The organism is Actinoplanes sp. NPDC049599, from assembly GCF_044465625.1.
Lineage (GTDB): Bacteria > Actinomycetota > Actinomycetes > Mycobacteriales > Micromonosporaceae > Actinoplanes.
In genome coordinates this window covers 1-18,133 of the sequence record NZ_JBITLX010000022.1, presented here as the reverse complement: position 1 = coordinate 18,133, position 18,133 = coordinate 1, and the positions used below count along the sequence as shown (strand labels likewise).

Below are 18,133 nucleotides of genomic sequence, written 5' to 3'. Positions count from 1 at the left end.
GACATCCCGACCAAAAGGTTCCTCTTGGCTGGCCGGTGCGCCCGATAAGGTCATCGGGTGATCGACCGCAAACTGCTCTTGAGTGACCTGCAGAAGCAGGTCAAAACCCTGGAAAAGGACCTGCGGGAGCAGGCCGAGTCGGTCGAGGAGGTGCGCCTGAGGCTGCGCGGCGAGTACGACCGCGCCTTCAAGGTCGGGCGCACTTCCGGCACGTGGGTCGTGTGGCGGGACGAGCGGGTCACGCAGGCCGCGGTGGCGTGGGTGCTCGGCACGGTCTTCGTCCGCTTCTGCGAGGACAACGGGCTGCTACCGGAGCCGTTCCTGGCCGGGCCGGGGGACAGACTGGTGTTGGCCGAGGAGGCGGAGGCGCAGTTCTTCCGCGACCAGCCGGACAAAACGCTGCGCGACTGGCTGCACCAGGGGTTCGAGGCGATCGGCGGCACCCAAGCCGGCAAGTCGCTCTTCGACAAGCGGCACAACCCGCTCTACCAGATCCCCCTGTCGCACGACGCGGCCAAGGAACTGATCGGATTCTGGCGCCGTCGCGGCGAGCAGGGCGGCCTGGTGCACAGCTTCCGCGACGAACTGTGGGACACCCGGTTCCTGGGTGACCTCTATCAAGACCTTTCCGAGTACGCCAAGAAGACCTACGCCCTGCTGCAAACCCCGGAGTTCGTCGAGGAGTTCATCCTCGACCTGACACTGACCCCGGCGATCGACGAGTTCGGCCACGACCAGGTGAAGATGATCGACCCCACCTGCGGCTCGGGCCACTTCGTGCTCGGCGCGTTCGACCGGCTGCTCAAGCAGTGGGAGCGGCACGCCCCCAACCGGGACGCCCACGAGCAAGTCAAGCTGGCGCTCGACGCGGTGCACGGCGTCGACATCAACCCGTTCGCGGTCGCGATCGCCCGGTTCCGGCTGCTGGTGGCGGCGCTGCGTGCCAGTGGTATCACCACCCTGCCCGAGGCGGCCGATTACGTCTTCCCGATGCATCTGGCGGTTGGCGACTCACTGATCAAGCACCGGGCGGGGACGCTCTTCGGCGGAGACCCGATGACCGAGTTCGCCTACGCGACTGAGGATGTCGCCGAGCATTCAGGAATCCTGACTGCCGGGAGCTACCACGTCGTGGTCGGGAACCCGCCCTACATTACGGTCAAGGACAAGGGCCTCAACGAGGCATACCGCGAGATGTACGACGCCTGCTCAGGCAAGTACGCCTTGTCGGTGCCGTTCGCGCAGCGTTTTTTCCAGCTCGCGAAGCCGGGTGACGGAGAAGGTATAGGTGCCGGATACGTCGGACAAATCACCGCCAATTCGTTCATGAAACGCGAATTTGGCAAGAAGATGATCGAGAAGTTGTTTGCGCTCGACGTTAATCTGACGCATATCATCGACACCTCAGGGGCGTACATCCCCGGCCATAGTACTCCAACCATCATCCTTGTCGGCCGGAACACGAACCGAAGCCGAGCAGGCACAATTCGTACCGTGTTGGGTATTCGCGGGGAGTCGGGTGCCCCGCCGAATCCACGCCAGGGTTTGGTATGGCAAGCAATCATCGGCCAGGTTGATCATCCCGGTTCTCAAAGCGCGTGGGTTAGTGCAGCCGATACGCCGCGGATTGATACTGCTTCCTATCCCTGGAGTTTGTCGGGGGGTGGAGCTGGCGATGTCACCAACCTACTCAAGGCCTTCGGTGGATCGCTCTCTGGAGAAGGCGTTGACATCGGAATGACAGCGCTCACCCTTGAGGACGACGTATTTCTGTTGCCGAAGAGCGCTGCTCGGCGGATGCAGTTGATTCCGGATGTTACGCCTTTAACTAGCGGAGAGGAAGTGCGTGATTTCGTTCTGGCGGCACCTTACGTAAGCGTAATGCCATATGAGACTGACGGAACTCAGCGGAATTTGTTACCTGAGACCTTGCGCTACCTCTGGGGTTCTCGAACGAATTTGGCACGGCGTTTGTACTTTGGGAGGACGCCTAGCGAGCGAGGTATCCGTTGGTATGACATCGGCATGTATTTCCCTGGACGGCATCGAAGCCCGCTATCGATAACGTTCGCTTTTGTTGCTACGCATAATCACTTCGTGCTGGACCGAGGTGGAAGAGTCTTTAATCGGACCGCGCCGGTCATCAAGCTCCCAGGAGGGGCGTCGGAGGACGATTATCTGCGGCTGCTAGGGGTGCTCAATAGTTCGATTGCTTGCTTCTGGCTCAAGCAGGTCAGCCACAGTAAGGGTAATGCCACGGCATCGAGTGGGATGCCCGACCAGCCTTGGTCTTGGAACTGGGAGTTCACCGGCACCAAGCTGCGGGAATTCCCGCTTCCTCCGGCGTTCCCATTGGAGTTGAGTGGGGAGATCGACGATCTGGCGCAGCGGCTTGCTGCGGTGAGGCCCGCAGAAATCACGGCTTCCGGCGTGCTCAACCGGGAGCGACTGTATGCCGGCGAGCAAGAATGGCACTCGGTCCGGAGGCGGATGATCGCGTTGCAGGAGGAGCTGGACTGGCAGGTCTACTCGCTTTATGGGCTGCTGGATGAGGAGTTGACAGCCTCGACCGACTCGGTGCCGGAGTTGAGTCTGGGGGAGCGGGCGTTCGAGATTGTGCTTGCCCGCAAAATGCGCGACGAGGGCCTGGCGACGCAGTGGTTCGCGCGGCACGGTTCGACGCCGATTACCGAACTGCCGGAACACTGGACAGCGGAGTACCGGTCGGTCGTGAAGCGGCGGATCGCAGTCATCGAGAGCAACCGGAACGTCGCGCTGATCGAGCGGCCGGAGTGCAAACGCCGCTGGGCGACCGAGGGCTGGGACGCTATGCAGGCCAAGGCGTTGCGGGACTGGCTGCTGGACCGGTGTGAGGCCCGGGAGCTGTGGTTTCACCACGTTGACGGGCTGGAGCAGCCGCACCCGCTGACCATCGCGCAGCTCGCTGACGAGTTACGTCGCGACGAAGACGTACTGTCGGTGGCTGGTCTTTATGCGCCGGGGCAGGATCTCGGCAAGGTGATCGCGGACCTGGTCGCTGACGAGCATGTGCCGCATCTGGCGGCGTTGCGGTACAAGGACTCCGGGCTGGCCAAGCGCGCTGACTGGGAGCACGTGTGGGATCTGCAGCGGCAGGAGGACACGCTGCCGGACGAGGCGACCAAGCGGGAGTTCCGAAAGAAGATCCCGGTGCCGCCGAAGTACGCCTCCGCGGACTTCATCAAGACCAGTTACTGGCGGCATCGGGGCAAGCTAGACGTACCCAAGGAGCGGTTTGTGTCCTATCCGGGGGCCGGGCGTGACGGTGACCCGTCGCTGCTGATCGGTTGGGCCGGCTGGGATCACCGGGAGCAGGCGCAGGCCCTGGCCACCCTGATCGTGGCCCGCGAGCAGGAGGACGGCTGGGCCGCCGACCGGCTCACACCCCTGGTGGCCGGGTTGCGGGAGGTGCTGCCGTGGGTGCGGCAGTGGCACGGCGAGTTCGATCCCACCTGGGGTGAGTCCCCGGCTGACACCTACACCGGTTTCCTGTCCGAGACCGCCGGGCGGCTGCACCTCACCGACGAGGCGCTGACCTCCTGGCGCCCGCCGAAACCTACCCGCGGGCGGCGTGCCCGAGCCTAAGCAGCGTGACCGGCGGGCCGAACGGTGGTCCGGCCCGCCGGTTGGGTCAGGCGGCCGGTGAATCGAGGACGATCAGGATCGCCGCCGCCACCTGTTCGATGTAGTCGATCGCCTGGGTGGCGGTGGCGCCGTCGATCGGGCGTTTGCGGGTGGCGTCGTCCGGGTCCTCGTCGTACTCGTGGGCGATCTTGTGTCGTCGTTGCACGAGCTGGCGCAGTTCCAGCTGGACCTGTTTGCCGGTGAAGGCGACACCGTCGTCGCTCTGCCGGGTCAGGACAAGCGCGACCCGGTTCCAGAAGTCCTTCGTGTCGTGGACGAGCGCGAATCCTTCGCGGATCTTGTCGGGGTTCTGGTAGACGAGGTGGCCTTGTTCGCGGAGCCGCTGGTCGAGGGCGTCGACCAGGGTCTTCTCGCCGGCTTGCACCTGCTCGACCAGGCCGAGCGGCATCTCGAACGCGGAGAAGGCGCGCGGTTTCGGTGTCGCCGGCTGGGCTGCCAGGGCCAGCATCCGGCAGCGGATCTCCTGGCGTACCCAATGGTCGAGAGCCGCGACGCTCTGCACCCAGGCCGCCCGGTAGACGTCGGAGACCTCGAAAGATCCGACCTTGAGCTGATCCAGGTGCTGACCGGCGGTGGCCAGGCTGCGCGCGTAGCTGAGGTTGCGCTGCAGGCCGGTGAACGGCGCGGAGCCGTCGGTCGCGACCGACGGCTCGGGTGGCGACGGCAGTGGCTGGCCGGCGGCGAGCAGCTGTTCGAGCCGGGCGACGCTCTCCGCCTGGGTGATCCGGTAGACGGTGGTCAGCGACGGCAACGCGCGTACCTCGGCTTCCAGGGAGGCGCGTGGTACGTCGGTGCGGGCCCACTGCACGGGGCGGGTGTGCCGGATGCCCGCGGGCAGGTCGGTCCGGTAGCGGTAGTCCCCGGTCAGCCGGCCGACCGCCACGTCGGGGCTGGTGCGCCGGAGGAAGAGCACGATGTCCCCGACGGCCATCTTCGAGCGGAACGCGATCAACTGGATCGTGTAGTTGTCCACGGTGCGCCGGTCGACGTCCGGGTAGGCCGCCTGCACCCGCTCGCGGGTCTCGGCCTGGGTGGTGACCGTTGTCAGGTCGCCGGCCGCGGACCAGCCGAGCGCGATCAGTTCTCGTTCCAGGGCGAGTTCGTCGTAGCTGTCGTCGCGGCCGGCCCGCACGACCCATGCTGTCGTCACTTTGTTGTCCTCCGTGGCCGCGGTGTCAGTCGGTGCTGGTGACGGGGAACTTGGTGACCTCGCCGTGCCACTGCTTCGTCTCCATCGTGGGGAAAGCGGACAGCGGCCGTGCGGTTTCCAGCTCGCGGTCGAACACCGCCCGCCATTCCTCCGGGGTGCCGGTGACCAGGAACGGCCCGATCGGCACCTGCAGCGACTCCTCGATCATCTCGACGGGCATGGACTCGCCGGCAATCGTCACGTCGCTGTCCAGGCCAGCGACCCGGGCAGACTCGATAGCGCTGTCGAGCTCCGCCATGGCGGCCCACCCGGCCCAGGAAATGCCCTCACCGGAGGCGGAGAAGACGATCCGGCCACCGTCGCGCAACGTGCCGTAGAGCGCGAGGTCCAGGGCCAACCCGGCGCTCGGGTCGGCGTTCTCCGCCGGCCCCTCGTCGAGGAAGCTCGGGCGGAAGCGTTCCAGCAGCGCGTTCATCGCCTCGGCCAGCAGCGCGCGGCGAGCGTTGAGGAACCGCGCGTAGTTCTCGGTGTCGTGCAGCGCGTCGTCCAGCGGGATCAGGTGTGCGCGCAGGTCGGCCTCGCTCAGCGAGGCGAAGTATTCCCGAGGGCTGCGCCCGCTGATCCGCTTACTCGCCTGCGTGGAGATGAAGACGAGGTTCGCGAGATCGTTCACCATCGCCTTGTCGAACCGCGTCGAGTCCAGCGTGGTCGGCGGGTGTACGTGGTGGTGTTCGAGCTTGGGCAGCTCGTCGGTTGGCGGCAGCAGTTCGGCGCCCGACCACCAGTCGCGTGCGCCGTTTGCCAGTGACACCAGCAGGCTCAGGAAGAAGTAGGGGCTCTCCTTCGTCCGGCCGCGCAGGGCGCGCTCGGTGACCTCGGCCCGGGAGGTGTCGATGTCGAGACCTTCGAGCAGGGATCGGATCGGGTCGTCCTGGCGGACCGCACGGATGTCCTGGCTCAGCCGGGTATCGGTGGAACCGCTGTAGCGGGTGCGGATGGTGGCCAGCAGCAGCCAGTAGACGACGCCGTTGGAGGTGTCCTGATCCAGGTCGTCGCCGCTGCGCTCGCCGAGCAGGACGACCAGCGGGATCAGCACGATCATCGAGGGCAGCGGGTCCGAGCGGGTCAACCCGAGACGGCTCTGCAACAGCGGGATCAGCCGCCGGAGCCCGCGCTGGACCACCTTCCACCCACGTTCGAGCTCATCGTCGCGGGTCTGGCGGAGTTTGCTGTGCGACCAGACCGAGAGGCCGCGGCCGAGGACGACGCCGGCCAACGCGCGGGACAGGAAGTTGACGTCGATGCCACCGTAGCCCTCGCGGAGCCAGTGCTCGGACTCGCTCTGCAGCTGCGTCAGCACCCCCTTCCAACGGGTCGACAGGGTGGCCATGGCCAGGTCGAGGGTGCCGAGACGGCGGCCGCCGCTGTTCACCCGGACGAAGATCTCGGCGACCTCCTCGTACGGGAAGCCCTTCAGGACCTCCATGACGAAGCGCCGGTCACGCAGGGCCTTGATCTTGCTCAGTCTTTCTTCGATCTCGTGATCGGCGAGCGCCGAGCCGGCGTCGAGCAGGCGCTGCGTCAGGCGCAGCATGCTGGCCTTCGGGTTCAGTACGTCGGACACCTTGACCCACTTGGGGTCGCGTCCGGTGGCGGCGCTCTGGTTCTGGAACTTCTGGCTCTCCACGTTGAAGACGACCTGGGCATCAGGGTGGTCGGTGAACACCCGGTGCAGCGAGGTCAGGCGCTGCTGGCCGTCGAGCAGGAAGAGTGGCGGCTTCGTCGGCTCCGCACTGGCGCCGTTGACGGACATCGCCCGGGTTTCCGGAGCGTCGTCGGTCTCCCAGAACAGCAGCGAGCCGAAGGGGTAGCCGCGATAGATGGAGTCCATCAGCTTGGCGACCTGGGTCGGCTTCCAGACGTACTCCCGCTGGATCTCCGGGAGCAGGATCTCGGCGTCCGAGATCTCGTCGATCAGTTTGCCGATGGATCGCTCGATCCGGTCGACGTGCATGAGGCAGCCTCTTCGTCGCGACGGTCTGGAATGCCAGCTGGGCCGGTGCGGATCTGCAAACGCGAACCGACTGATGTCTACCTGGCCGGTAATATCCTGTCCACCCCGAAATCGGGTTGACCATGCCTCCAACACGTCACCCCGACAGGTATAGGCGATTTGCGGTGGCGGAACGTCGTCCGGTGTGCGCGTCGCGCGCCCGAACCCATCCTGAGCCTTACAGCTCGGTACGGTAAGCGGCATGTCACAGCCCAGCGTCATGCCGCTGCTCCGTGAGGTCATCGAGATTCCGGAGCGCACAAGCACCAGCGACTTCGTGCTCCACCTCGCCGACAGCGTCTCCGACGTCGATGCCACGCTCAAGGAGTACGTGGTTACCGAGCGGCTGCTGGGCAACTTCGACGAGGCACTCGGGCTCATCCGCTCTGCTGTCGAAGGGCACGCCTCCAAGGCTGCCTACCTGCACGGCTCGTTCGGTTCCGGCAAGTCGCACTTCATGGCGGTGCTGCACGCGCTGCTGAGGGGCGAGCAGGCAGCCCGCAGCCGCGACGAGTTCGCTCCGCTGCTGGCGAAGCACAGCATGTGGCTCGACGGGCGGCGGTTCCTGCTGGTGCCGTACCACCTGTTGGATGCCCGTTCCCTGGAGCAGCGGGTTCTCGGCGGTTATGTGGATCGGGTGCGTGCGCTGCACCCGGAGGCGCCAATTCCGGCTGTGCACCGCACCGACGCACTGCTGGAACAGGCCGCCGACCTGCGTGCTCGGATCGGTGACCCGCAGTTCATCGACGGACTGCCGGGGGGTGACGACGAGGACGAGTGGGGCGAGAGCGAGAAATTCTGGACCGGTGAGCGGCTGGACCAGGCGTTCGCCGGGGCGTACTCGGACAGCTTGCGCCGCAAGCTGGTCAACGATCTGTTGACGACCTGGAACAAGGGCTTCTTCAGCAACGCTCGAGAGGACGCCGAGGCGTTCATCTCGTTGGACCGCGGCCTGACCGAGATCAGCCGGCACGCCAAGGAACTCGGGTACGACGGGCTGATCCTGTTCCTGGACGAGCTGATCCTGTGGCTGGCGAACTCGATCGGCGACCAGCAGTTCGTCTCCCGGGAGATCCAGAAGATCACCAACTTCGTCGAGGGTGGCGACACCCGCCGGCCGATCCCGGTGGTCAGCTTCATCGCCCGGCAGCGTGACCTGCGGGAACTCGTCGGTGAGGAGGTCACTGGCGCCAACGAGCTGAGCTATCAGGACACCCTCAACCTGGCGAGTGGCCGCTTCGACACGATCAAGCTGGAAGACCGGAACCTGCCGGAGATCGCCCGCCGGCGCATCCTGAAGCCCCGCGACGACGAGGCCGCCGCCGCGATCTCCCGCGCGTTCGACGCCACCACCAAGGTGCGCCGGGAGGTCTTCGACACTCTGCTCGGCACCGACGCGGCTAGCGGCGCCGACATCGACGCCTTCCGGTCGACGTACCCGTTCAGCCCGGCCTTCCTCTCCACCCTGGTGCATGTCTCCAGTGCGTTGCAGCGGTCCCGTACCGCCCTGAAGCTGATGCGCCAGCTGCTGGTTGACCGCCGCGACACGCTGCGCCTCGGCCAGCTGGTGCCGATCGGTGACCTCTACGACGTGATCAGCAGTGGTGGTGACCAGCCGTTCACCGAGAAGCTCAAGGCCGAGTTCGAGATGGCTCAGAAGCTGTACGCCCTCAAGATGCGCCCGCATCTGCTCGGCCAGTACGGCCTGACCGACGACGACCTGGACGCGGCCCGCCGCGGCGCGGTCCAGCCGCCCGAGGTGACCGGGCGGGTGCGTGCGTTCACCGGCGACGACCGGCTGATCAAGACGCTCCTCCTGGCCTCGCTGGCGCCCAGCGTGCCGGCACTGCGGAACCTCACCGCCCGCCGGCTGTCGGCGCTCAACCACGGCAGCATCACCAGCCCTATCCCCGGTGGCGAGGTTGCGCAGGTGGCCCGGAAGCTGGGCGACTGGGCCGGTGAATTCCCGGAGGTCCGGATCGGCGAGGGAGACGATCCGGTCGTCTCGCTGGAGCTGGTCGGCGTCGACGTGGGCAGTGTGCTGTCCACTGCGAAGCACTACGACAACGACGGTGCCCGCAAGCACATCGTCCAGCGGCTGCTGTGGCAGCAGCTCGGCGTGCCGTGGACCGACTCCTTCTTCGCCGAGGCCGGTCTCACCTGGCGGGGCAGCCGGCGCACCATCGAGCTGGTCTACGGCAACGTGCGTGACCCGAACGACATTCGCGACGAGTCGTTCCACCCGGACAACCCTGACAACTGGCGGATCATCGTCGACTACCCGTTCGACGACGGCAGCCATGGCCCGGCCGATGATCGGCAGCGGGTGCAGGGCCTGCTCAGCCGGATGACCTCCCGCACGGTGTGCTGGATCCCGGCCGCGCTGACCGTGGAGCGCCTCAACGAACTCGGCAAGCTTGTGATCATCGACAAGCTGCTCGAAGGTCAGCGTTTCGACAGCCATGCCGAGCACCTCAACCCCGACGATCGGCGCCGCGCCCACGCCGCCCTCACCAACCAGCGCAGCGCGCTGCTCACCAAGATGCAGAACGTGTTGCGCCAGGCGTACGGCCTGGCGGGTAAGCAACCGGCGGACGTCCGACTCGGGTTCGACGACCATCTGCATTCGCTCACCCGGGTCCTGGAACCGAAGCTCCCGATCGGCGCGGCGTTCGCCGACGCGCTGCGCAGCCTCGGCGACCAGATGCTCACCCAGCAGTACCCGGCCCACCCCGACTTCGACCCCGACCGTAAGGGCGACCTGATCAAGGCGGCCGACGTCAAGATCGTCCTCGACTACGTCCGCCGGGCGGTCGAATCGTCGGAGGGCCGCGCCGAGGTGGACCGCCCGCACCGGCAGGTCATGCGCCGCATCGCCAACCCGCTGGAACTCGGCACCATGCACGAAGCGGCATTCGTCATCGAGGGACGCTGGTCCCAGCACTTCCAGCAGAAGGCCGCCAGCGAGGGCATCCCGGGCGAGATCCGGGTCGGTGACCTGCTGCGTTGGATCGACGACCCGAATCCGCGCGGGCTCGATCCGATCGTGGCCCAGCTCGTCGTGGCGACCTTCGCCGAGCAGGGCGACCGAGCGTTCTTCCTACACGGCGGCGAGGTGACGCCGCCACCCGAGCCAGGACGCATCAGCGCCGACTACACGCTCCGGGAACAGCGGCTACCCAGTCCGGAGGAGTGGGAGCTGGCGCAGAGCCGCGCCGCCGCGATTTTCGGCTTCCGCTCGCTCGCGTTGCGGCGGGGCCGGCTGATGACGATCTTCGGGCGGGACCTCGCCCGGCAGGCCACCCAGCACCGGGCCGCCGCAGCCGATCTCGTCGCGCATCTGGAACAGCACGCGAAGTGGCTTGAGATCGACCTGGACGCCGGCCCCGGACGACTGGCAACCGCACGTGCCGCAGCCGATCTGCTCGCCGCGCTGGAAGAGCGGCTGCCCGCGGTGGAGGTCATCGAACGTCTGGCCCGCGCCGACCTCGGCGGCCCTGCGGACCGCACCGGCCGCAGCGTCAAGAGCGCGGCCCAGGTCGCCGCCGCGTTGTCCAGCGCCCCCTGGGACACCTTCGAGATCATCGCGGGCCTGCCAGATCCGCACGCCAGCGAGGCCACGGTGATCATCTCGGAGATACGCGCCGCTGCGCGAGCCGATGAACTGACCATCCCGCTGGCACCTGTCCTGCAGCGCGCTCGGAGCGCAGCCACCGAACTGTTGCGCCGTGCGACCCGCAAACCGCCGCCGCCGCCGCCGTTGCCGCCTGTCATCCAGCCGCCCAGGCCGGGCGGTGGCGATGGCGCTGCGTCCACCGGGGGTGTCATGGTGTCGGCAGCCGACGTGGATCAAGCGGTGGAGCAGGTGCGTGCGTTCGCCGCCGAGCACAGTGCCGGCACCATCGAGGTGACCTGGAGAATCGTGCCGTGACTCAGGCTTCCGTGCCTGCCCGGGCGCTGCGGATCAGCCCGGTCGCCCTCCGGCAGAAGGTTACGCAGCAGCTTGAGCGGCATCGCAACGGCAGCGCGTACCCGGTGATGCTGCTCAGGGCGGAGCCGGTCTGGCCACACGACCCGATCGTCCTGCTGCCGGACGGGCGTACCGCCCACGTTGTAGCTTGCGAGTCGCCGCTGGCGATCTGGGACCAACTGGTCGCCGACCGGCCCGACGAGGTGCTGGTCCTGCTCACCGACCTCGCCGAGTCTGCCCTCGGTGACGGCGTCCGAAGCCGCGTCTTCCGTCACCGGGTCATCGCTGTGGAACCGTGGGACCTTGTCGTCGACGCGTTCGGCGCCCGGCAACCCGACAGCGCACTGGAACAAGAGGTGTGGGCGGGAGAAGCCCTCGTCGACGCTATGCCGCCCTCCGGCTGGCCGAAACTCGCGACGCCGGTGCTGACCCGCGACGTCGCACTACGGCACCTCGCTGCCGTACGTCTCGGTCTGGACCGGCGTGGCGGCGGCCCCGACGATCTCGACGTCGAGGCGCTGTTGCGGTGGAGTGCCGAACCCGGGGCAGTGGAGGCGTTCGGGCTTCTGCGTGCCGCGGAACGCGACGGCCTCACGAAATGGCTCACCAGCCAGTATGGAAGTCCAGCACGGGCGCTCTTCGCACTCGTCGCCGCCGGACACGGCGATGAAGCCCTGCCCCTCGGCCTCGTCTGTCACGCGGTCTGGCGCACCAGCGATTCCGATGCCATTCGCGCCCGGGGACGCATCGACCAGTACTTCGGCAAGCTCGACGACGACACGACAATCACCGGTTTCGCCGACGCCGTCGTACAGGTGGTCCACGGGATGCTGTCGGAGCCGGAGGGCCGGCGGCATGGGCACGCCGTGCTGGACCGGGCCGAAGAACTCCTCATCCAGTTCGGCGCCGTCTCCAGCGCCGCTGACAGCCCCATCCTGCGTACCGGATTCACCCGGCGGATCGGAGCAGCGGCACACGCGTTGCTGGCAGCGCTGCGCAACCCTGCGGAGCAGGCGCTCGACGCCGCTGTCAGTAGCCTGGCCGAACACGAACTAGCCGCATCGGAATCGGAGCGGGTCCGCCGGATCGAGATGGCGCAGCGACTTGTGCGCTGGCTCAGTGCAGACGTCCAGCCTCCCGCCAGCGTGGCCGACGGCGTGGACCGGCAGATCGCCGACTGGGGCTGGGCGGATGTGGCGATCGATCACGTCTGGGCCGGCGACGACGCACACCCCGAGCTGCAGGCTGCGTTCCGGGCGATCTACGGACGGGCCCAAGAACGGCGGCGGGCCATGGACGAAGCGTTCGCGGGCAGGCTGCAGGCCTGGGCCACCGCGGGTCCCGGCAACGACGGCGGCCTGCTCACGGTCGAGAACCTGCTTCCGCGGGTCGTGGAACCGCTGCTCCGGGCCGATCGCCGGGTCCTGCTCGTGGTGCTCGACGGCATGAGCGCAGCCGTCGCCATCCAACTTGCCGACGAGTTGTCGCAGCACTGGGTCGAGTACGACCCGCTCGCAGGCCCGGAAGCCGGTCGGCGGCGCGGCGTCGTGGCGGCTCTTCCCACGCTGACCGCGGTTTCCCGGACGTCTCTGTTCGCCGGCGCGCTGCGCAGCGGCACTCAGGACAACGAGAAGCGTTTCTTCGCGGGCGGCCGGTGGGGCAAGGACGCCAAGATCTTCCACAAGGGGCCGGCGCGTGGCGGGGCCGGCGAGATGTTCGCCGGTGAGCTGGCCGACGCGGTGGCCGACTCGGGCTCCCTGGTCGCTGTGGTGATCAATACGGTCGACGAGTCGCTCGCCCACGGGCGGGAAGGCAGCGAAGCCGGATGGCAGCTCGGCGACATCGGCTTCCTGCGTAGCCTGCTGGATCTCGCCCGCTCGTCGGGCCGAGCCGTCATCATCACCAGCGACCACGGGCACGTGCTGGAACGCGGGGGCGAGAAGGTACGGGCGGCAGATGTTGCCTCCGCCCGGCATCGGACGGGCGTGGGGCCAGCCGAGCCGGGGGAGGTCGAGTTGTCCGGTCCCAGGGTTGTCGCCCCGGAGAACCGGATCATCGCCCTGTGGGATCCGCTGCTGCGCTACCAGTCCAGCAAGGCCGGCTACCACGGCGGTGCCTCACTGGCCGAGGTCACCATTCCGCTGCTGGCTTTCCTGCTACCTCACGTGACCGACGTACCGGCCGGTTGGTCTGCCGTCGAGGTGCGCAGGCCGCTGTGGTGGCAGCCGCAGTCCGCGCCGACCACAACGGCCGCTGAGGTGCCATCGCCCACTCCCAAGCCACGCCGAAGGCCCGCCGTCGCGGCCGGGGAGACGTTGTTCGATATTCCCCAGCCCCCGGCGGCGCCCACAACGCAGGACGACCGGGCCGACCTCGTCGACGAACTGAAGAAAAGCGAGCTGTTCGCTGCCCAGCATGCGCTGACGCCCCGTCGTCTCGATGTCAAGAAGGTCGAGGCAGCACTGCGTGCGCTCGTGGAGGCCAAGGGCGTGCTTCCGGCTGCCGTCCTCACCGAACGCGCCGGCGAGATCCCTGCCCGGGCGACCGGATTCGTCAGCACGCTGCAGCGCATCTTCAACGTGGACAACTATCCCGTGCTGACCCTTATCGACGACGGGCGCACCGTACGACTGGACATCCGCCTGCTGCGTGAGCAGTTCCGGCTTTCCGGAGAAACGTCGTGAGCAGTGTCAGCCCCCTGCGGCGCCGAGAGGTCATCGATGCGCTGCGGCGTGGCGCCGTACCCTCGGCGGGCCTCGACCTGCTCGCGGTCGGTCTCGACCGGTTCCACCGGGCGATCGACGAAGACCTCGAAGCGGTCGCTGCCGGCGGCTCGGTCTTCAAAGCCGTCCGCGGCGAATACGGCTCCGGCAAGACCTTCTTCGTACGGTGGATCGCCGAACGGGCGAAGCGCGCCAACCTGGCCACGGCCGAGGTGCAGGTCTCCGAGAACGAGACTCCGCTGCACCGGCTGGAGACGGTCTACCGCAGGCTTACCGAGCGGCTCACCACCACGACCTTTCCGCCCAGCGCGCTGCGCCCGGTCGTCGACGGCTGGTTCTACGCGCTCGAGGAGGACGTGCTGGCCGCCGGAAAGGTCGACTCTGACGACGCGGCGGCTCTCGACCGTGCGGTGGGTGTCCTGCTGGATCAGCGACTTGCCGACGTCAGCCGGAGCGCACCAGCCTTTGCCGCCGCCCTACGCGGCTACCGCACTGCCGGCCTGTCCGGCGACGCCGCGACCGCTGATGCTGTGCTGGCCTGGCTGGGCGGCCAACCACACGTGGCGGCAGCCGCGAGACGAGTGGCCGGCGTCAAAGGCAATCTTGATCATTTCGCCGCCCTCAGCTTCCTCCAGGGACTGCTCGCAGTCCTGCGCGACAGCGGTCATCCAGGCCTGCTGCTCGTGCTCGACGAGGTCGAGACGCTGCAACGAGTCCGCTCCGACGCCCGGGACAAGGCCCTCAACGCACTGCGACAACTGATCGACGAGGTGTACTCCGGCCGTTTCCCCGGGCTGTACCTGGTCATTACCGGCACACCCGCCTTCTACGACGGGCAGCAGGGGGTGCAGCGCCTGGCACCATTGGCACAGCGTCTTGCCGTCGATTTCGATACGGACCCACGGTTCGACAACCCTCGCGCCGTGCAGATCCGGCTACCAGGCTTCACCGTCGACTCGCTGGTTGAGCTGGGTGGCCGGGTCCGCGACCTGTACGCCGATGGATCATCCGCCGCCGCGCGGGTCCGCGATCTCGTCGATGACGCATACCTCGGTCAGCTGGCCCGCGCCGTTGCCGGTGGACTGGGTGGCAAGGTCGGTATCGTGCCTCGTCTCTACCTGAAGAAGCTGGTCAGTGACGTTCTGGACCGGGTTGACCAGTTCCCCGACTTCGATCCCCGCCAGCACTACGCGCCCACGATGTCTTCCGCCGAGATGACCGACGTGGAGCGTAACGCCGCCAGCGCTGACGAGATCGCTCTCGACCTGTGACCACCCCCGCCGCTGACCTGTTGCACCCGGTCCTGCTGCACCACATTGTCAATTCCTTGCAGTGGCCCGGCCTGCGGCCGCTGCAGGAGGATGCGGTCGAACCCCTGCTGGCCGGCGAGGACGCTTTACTGCTGGCGCCCACCGCCGGGGGCAAGACCGAAGCAGCGGCGTTTCCGCTGCTGTCCCGGATGACCGCCGAGGGCTGGTCCGGTACGTCGGTGCTCTACCTCTGCCCGCTGAAGGCCCTGCTCAACAACCTCCACCCCCGGTTGGAAAGGTATGCCGACTGGCTCGGCCGGAAGGCCGCCCTCTGGCACGGCGATGTCACCGCTTCCCGACGGCGGGCAATCCTGGCCGCCCGCCCGGACCTGCTGCTGACCACACCGGAATCGCTGGAGTCGATGCTGGTCAGCCAGAACGTCGACCATCGGGCGTTCTTCGCCGGCCTGAGAGCCGTCGTGGTGGACGAGGTCCATGCCTTCGCCGGCGACGACCGGGGCTGGCACCTCTTGGCCGTACTCGAACGGCTCACCCACCTGATCGGCCGACCGGTCCAGCGGGTCGGTCTGTCGGCGACCGTGGGCAATCCGAGCCAGCTCCTGACCTGGTTGCAGGGCTCAGGCGCGGGCACCCGCCCGGCGCGTGTCGTCGCGCCGGATGTGCCTGTCTCCGTACCGGGGAAATCGGCTTCCTCGGTGCCGCCCGGAGAGATCGAGCTCGACTACGTCGGCTCCCTCCAGAACGCTGCCAAGGTCCTCGCTGCTCTCCATGCCGGGGAGAAGCGCCTGGTCTTCTGCGAGTCCCGGCAGGCGGTCGAAGAACTCGGCAGTCTCTTGCGAGGCCGAGGCATCACGACCTTCCTGTCGCACGCATCGCTCTCCGCGGATGAGCGGCGCCGTTCGGAAGAGGCGTTCGCCGAAGCTCGCGACTGCGTGATCGTCTCCACGAGTACCCTGGAACTCGGCATCGATGTCGGCGACCTTGACCGGGTCATTCAGATCGACACGCCCGCGACGGTGGCATCGTTCCTTCAACGGCTCGGTCGTACCGGCCGACGGCCTGGCATCACCCGCAACTGCCTCTTCCTCACCCGAGATGGCGACTCCTTGCTCGAAGCCGCCGCGCTGCTGCTGCTTTGGGGTCGTGGGTGGGTGGAACCCGTGGTCGCGCCGCCCGAGCCTCGGCACATCGCCGCCCAGCAGTTGCTTGCGCTCTGTCTGCAGGAGCACCGCGTGGGCGACCAGACCTGGCCGCAATGGTGGAACGGGCTCGCCCCATTCGACCGGAGCGCCGACCCGATCCTGCGCTACCTGATCGAGCAGGGCTACCTCGACAGCGACAGCGGCATGCTGTTCATCGGGTCCGAGGCCGAACGGCGCTTCGGGCACCGGCACTTCATGGGCATGACCGCCGTATTCACCGGCGCACCCGAATTCACCGTGCTGGTAGGCCGCGACGAACTGGGCCGAGTCGACCCGGCGCTACTCACCGAAGAGGTCAAGGGCGGCGACCGTCGGCTCCTGCTCAACGGACGCAGTTGGCGAGTCACCTACATCGACTGGCGACGCCGGCGCTGCTTCGTCGAACCCGCCGACGGCGGCGGCAAGGCCCGCTGGTCAACGGGAGGCGGTGGTTGGTCCGGGCTCGGCTTCGAGTTGAGCCGCGCCATGCGCGAGGTGCTCCTCGGCGCCGATCCGCCGGTGAACCTCACCCGGCGAGCCATCGACCGTCTCGCTCAAGTGCGTGAGGATGGATCGTCGCTGGTACACCCGGGCGGCAGCGTCATCCTGCGTGACAGCCGCGGCGACGATCTCCGATGGTGGACCTGGGCAGGCTTCCGCGCGAACGCCACACTCGCCGCCACTCTCACCGAGGTCGTCGACCCGATCCAACGCTTCGACGACCGGCACATCCGGCTCCGTGAGAACGTCACCCCCGCCGAGTGGCGGGCTCTCATCGCCGACGCCAGCCAGCGACTCTGCCTCCCCGACGTCAACAAGAAGGCACTTGACGGGCTCAAGTTCAGCCAAGCCTTGCCAGAACGGCTCGCGATGGCAACGTTGGCTGCTCGGCTCGCTGACCTTGACGGCGCGGCTGCCATCCTGCGGCAGCCTGCACGGTTTGTGCAGGTGTAGCCATGGGCTGTTCAATCACCACGGCCCGTGTCCAATATCTGTCAGTTACCGAAGGTAACCTCATCGTTACTTATCGATTACCGTGTCGGTATGGACTCTGCTCCGGTGAGTCGGCTTGCATCAGCCCGGATCCTTCCGCCGGCGCAGATGGACATGCTTCAAACACCGTCGGATGCCGTTCGCCACACGCTGCTGAACGAGGGTGGTTATCTGGCTCGGACTCGTACATGGATGTTCGGCGGCGTCCGGCCGGACGTTGACCACGTCTTTGCCCGGCTCGGCTACCAAACAAAGAAAAATGAAAACGTATATGACCCGGCCGCCAAGGACTTCAGGGAAGAAGCAGTACGAAAGGGGCGGGCCGTCAACCTGGTCGTACGGCTTACTGATCTCGTAGTCGTGTATGAGCGCCAATCGGCAGCGATGTCAGATCATGAGTTCATTCGGGGCCTTCGGCACATGCTAAGAAGCGTCAACTCAACCCAGCAGTGGAACGTGGAGCAGTTGGACAGCAAGGCCTCGTTCGAGGAGTGGGCGCAGCATATAGATGTAGTGCACAGATTTCGTTTCCGCGCCGTGGGAACTAAAATTCCATCTGGCAAGGAGTCACCCATTCTGGCGGCGTTGATCCATCCGCGGTCGGAGCGCCTGACGATCGACTGGCGAGCTACCGAAGGCGTCGACATCAATGACCGTACAGTCCGGGAGCTCGCCCGTATCGCGACCGGGGGCGTGGGTGAAGTGTTTGCAGCTGGTCGGAAGAACGGGCGGGGAGCGGTCGGCGAGCAAAAAGCCTGGGTCAGCTCAGGGTCGGCCGAGAGGGTGGTCAGGGAGGTTCCCGCCGATCCGGCCACTGGGGTGGTCGGCGACCGTGTTCTTCTGGAAATGCTCGCTACCGTGCCGGTGGACATCCCTTGGTGATCCTCATGGGGGCGACCAGTGTGGCCACGTCGGCCGAGTCAACGCCGACAGCGACGGAATTCGTTGCTGCGCTGTGCCTCGGGGATGGCTAGAGTCTGATGTCGATGAGGGCTCTGGAGGAGATGAATCTCAGCCTGGATCCACCGATGAATAGCGTTCGCGTCGGCGTGCCGGAGATAGAAGATGCCCTCTGAGCTGGAAGTATAGGAGTTCTGACGCTTCTATC

Annotated in this window: 8 protein-coding genes; 6 read left to right on the top strand and 2 right to left on the bottom strand. The window is 67.0% G+C overall.

The genetic code is table 11. The features are described from left to right. Nucleotides 1-57: 57 nt before the first annotated feature. Nucleotides 58-3,624 carry a BREX-2 system adenine-specific DNA-methyltransferase PglX gene (gene pglX / locus ACIBQZ_RS30800; RefSeq protein WP_396092322.1) on the top strand — a complete coding sequence of 1,189 codons (3,567 nt, stop codon included), beginning with the start codon at nucleotides 58-60 and terminating at the stop codon, nucleotides 3,622-3,624. Nucleotides 3,625-3,670: 46 nt separating this feature from the next. On the opposite strand, the gene ACIBQZ_RS30795 is transcribed toward pglX, so the two are convergent. Together ACIBQZ_RS30795 and ACIBQZ_RS30790 are read right to left on the bottom strand one after the other, a co-directional pair. Next, a complete protein-coding gene (locus tag ACIBQZ_RS30795; RefSeq protein WP_396092321.1) occupies nucleotides 3,671-4,834 on the bottom strand; it encodes a restriction endonuclease in 1,164 nt (387 codons plus the stop codon). 25 nt (nucleotides 4,835-4,859) lie between these two features. Continuing rightward, the gene (locus ACIBQZ_RS30790) at nucleotides 4,860-7,109 is read right to left on the bottom strand and encodes a DUF262 domain-containing protein (protein WP_396092320.1); all 2,250 of its coding nucleotides are present in this window, start codon (nucleotides 7,107-7,109) and stop codon (nucleotides 4,860-4,862) included. Here ACIBQZ_RS30790 and ACIBQZ_RS30785 point away from each other — a divergent pair. From ACIBQZ_RS30785 to ACIBQZ_RS30765, 5 genes are all read left to right on the top strand, one after another. Beyond that, nucleotides 7,090-10,818, top strand: coding sequence for a hypothetical protein (locus tag ACIBQZ_RS30785; RefSeq protein ID WP_396092319.1), 3,729 nt, complete (start codon nucleotides 7,090-7,092; stop codon nucleotides 10,816-10,818). The genes ACIBQZ_RS30790 and ACIBQZ_RS30785 overlap by 20 nt on opposite strands. Further along, nucleotides 10,815-13,541: a BREX-2 system phosphatase PglZ gene (gene pglZ / locus ACIBQZ_RS30780; RefSeq protein ID WP_396092318.1), complete on the top strand. Its 2,727-nt coding sequence runs from the start codon at nucleotides 10,815-10,817 to the stop codon at nucleotides 13,539-13,541. The genes ACIBQZ_RS30785 and pglZ overlap by 4 nt, the downstream gene beginning before the upstream one ends. Beyond that, nucleotides 13,538-14,851 carry a BREX system ATP-binding protein BrxD gene (brxD, locus tag ACIBQZ_RS30775; protein WP_396092317.1) on the top strand — a complete coding sequence of 438 codons (1,314 nt, stop codon included), beginning with the start codon at nucleotides 13,538-13,540 and terminating at the stop codon, nucleotides 14,849-14,851. The genes pglZ and brxD overlap by 4 nt, the downstream gene beginning before the upstream one ends. After that, nucleotides 14,848-16,986, top strand: coding sequence for a DEAD/DEAH box helicase (locus ACIBQZ_RS30770; protein WP_396092316.1), 2,139 nt, complete (start codon nucleotides 14,848-14,850; stop codon nucleotides 16,984-16,986). Before brxD ends, ACIBQZ_RS30770 begins: the two co-directional genes overlap by 4 nt. 90 nt (nucleotides 16,987-17,076) lie before the next feature. Further along, nucleotides 17,077-17,907 carry a hypothetical protein gene (locus tag ACIBQZ_RS30765; RefSeq protein ID WP_396092315.1) on the top strand — a complete coding sequence of 277 codons (831 nt, stop codon included), beginning with the start codon at nucleotides 17,077-17,079 and terminating at the stop codon, nucleotides 17,905-17,907. Nucleotides 17,908-18,133 lie beyond the last annotated feature (226 nt).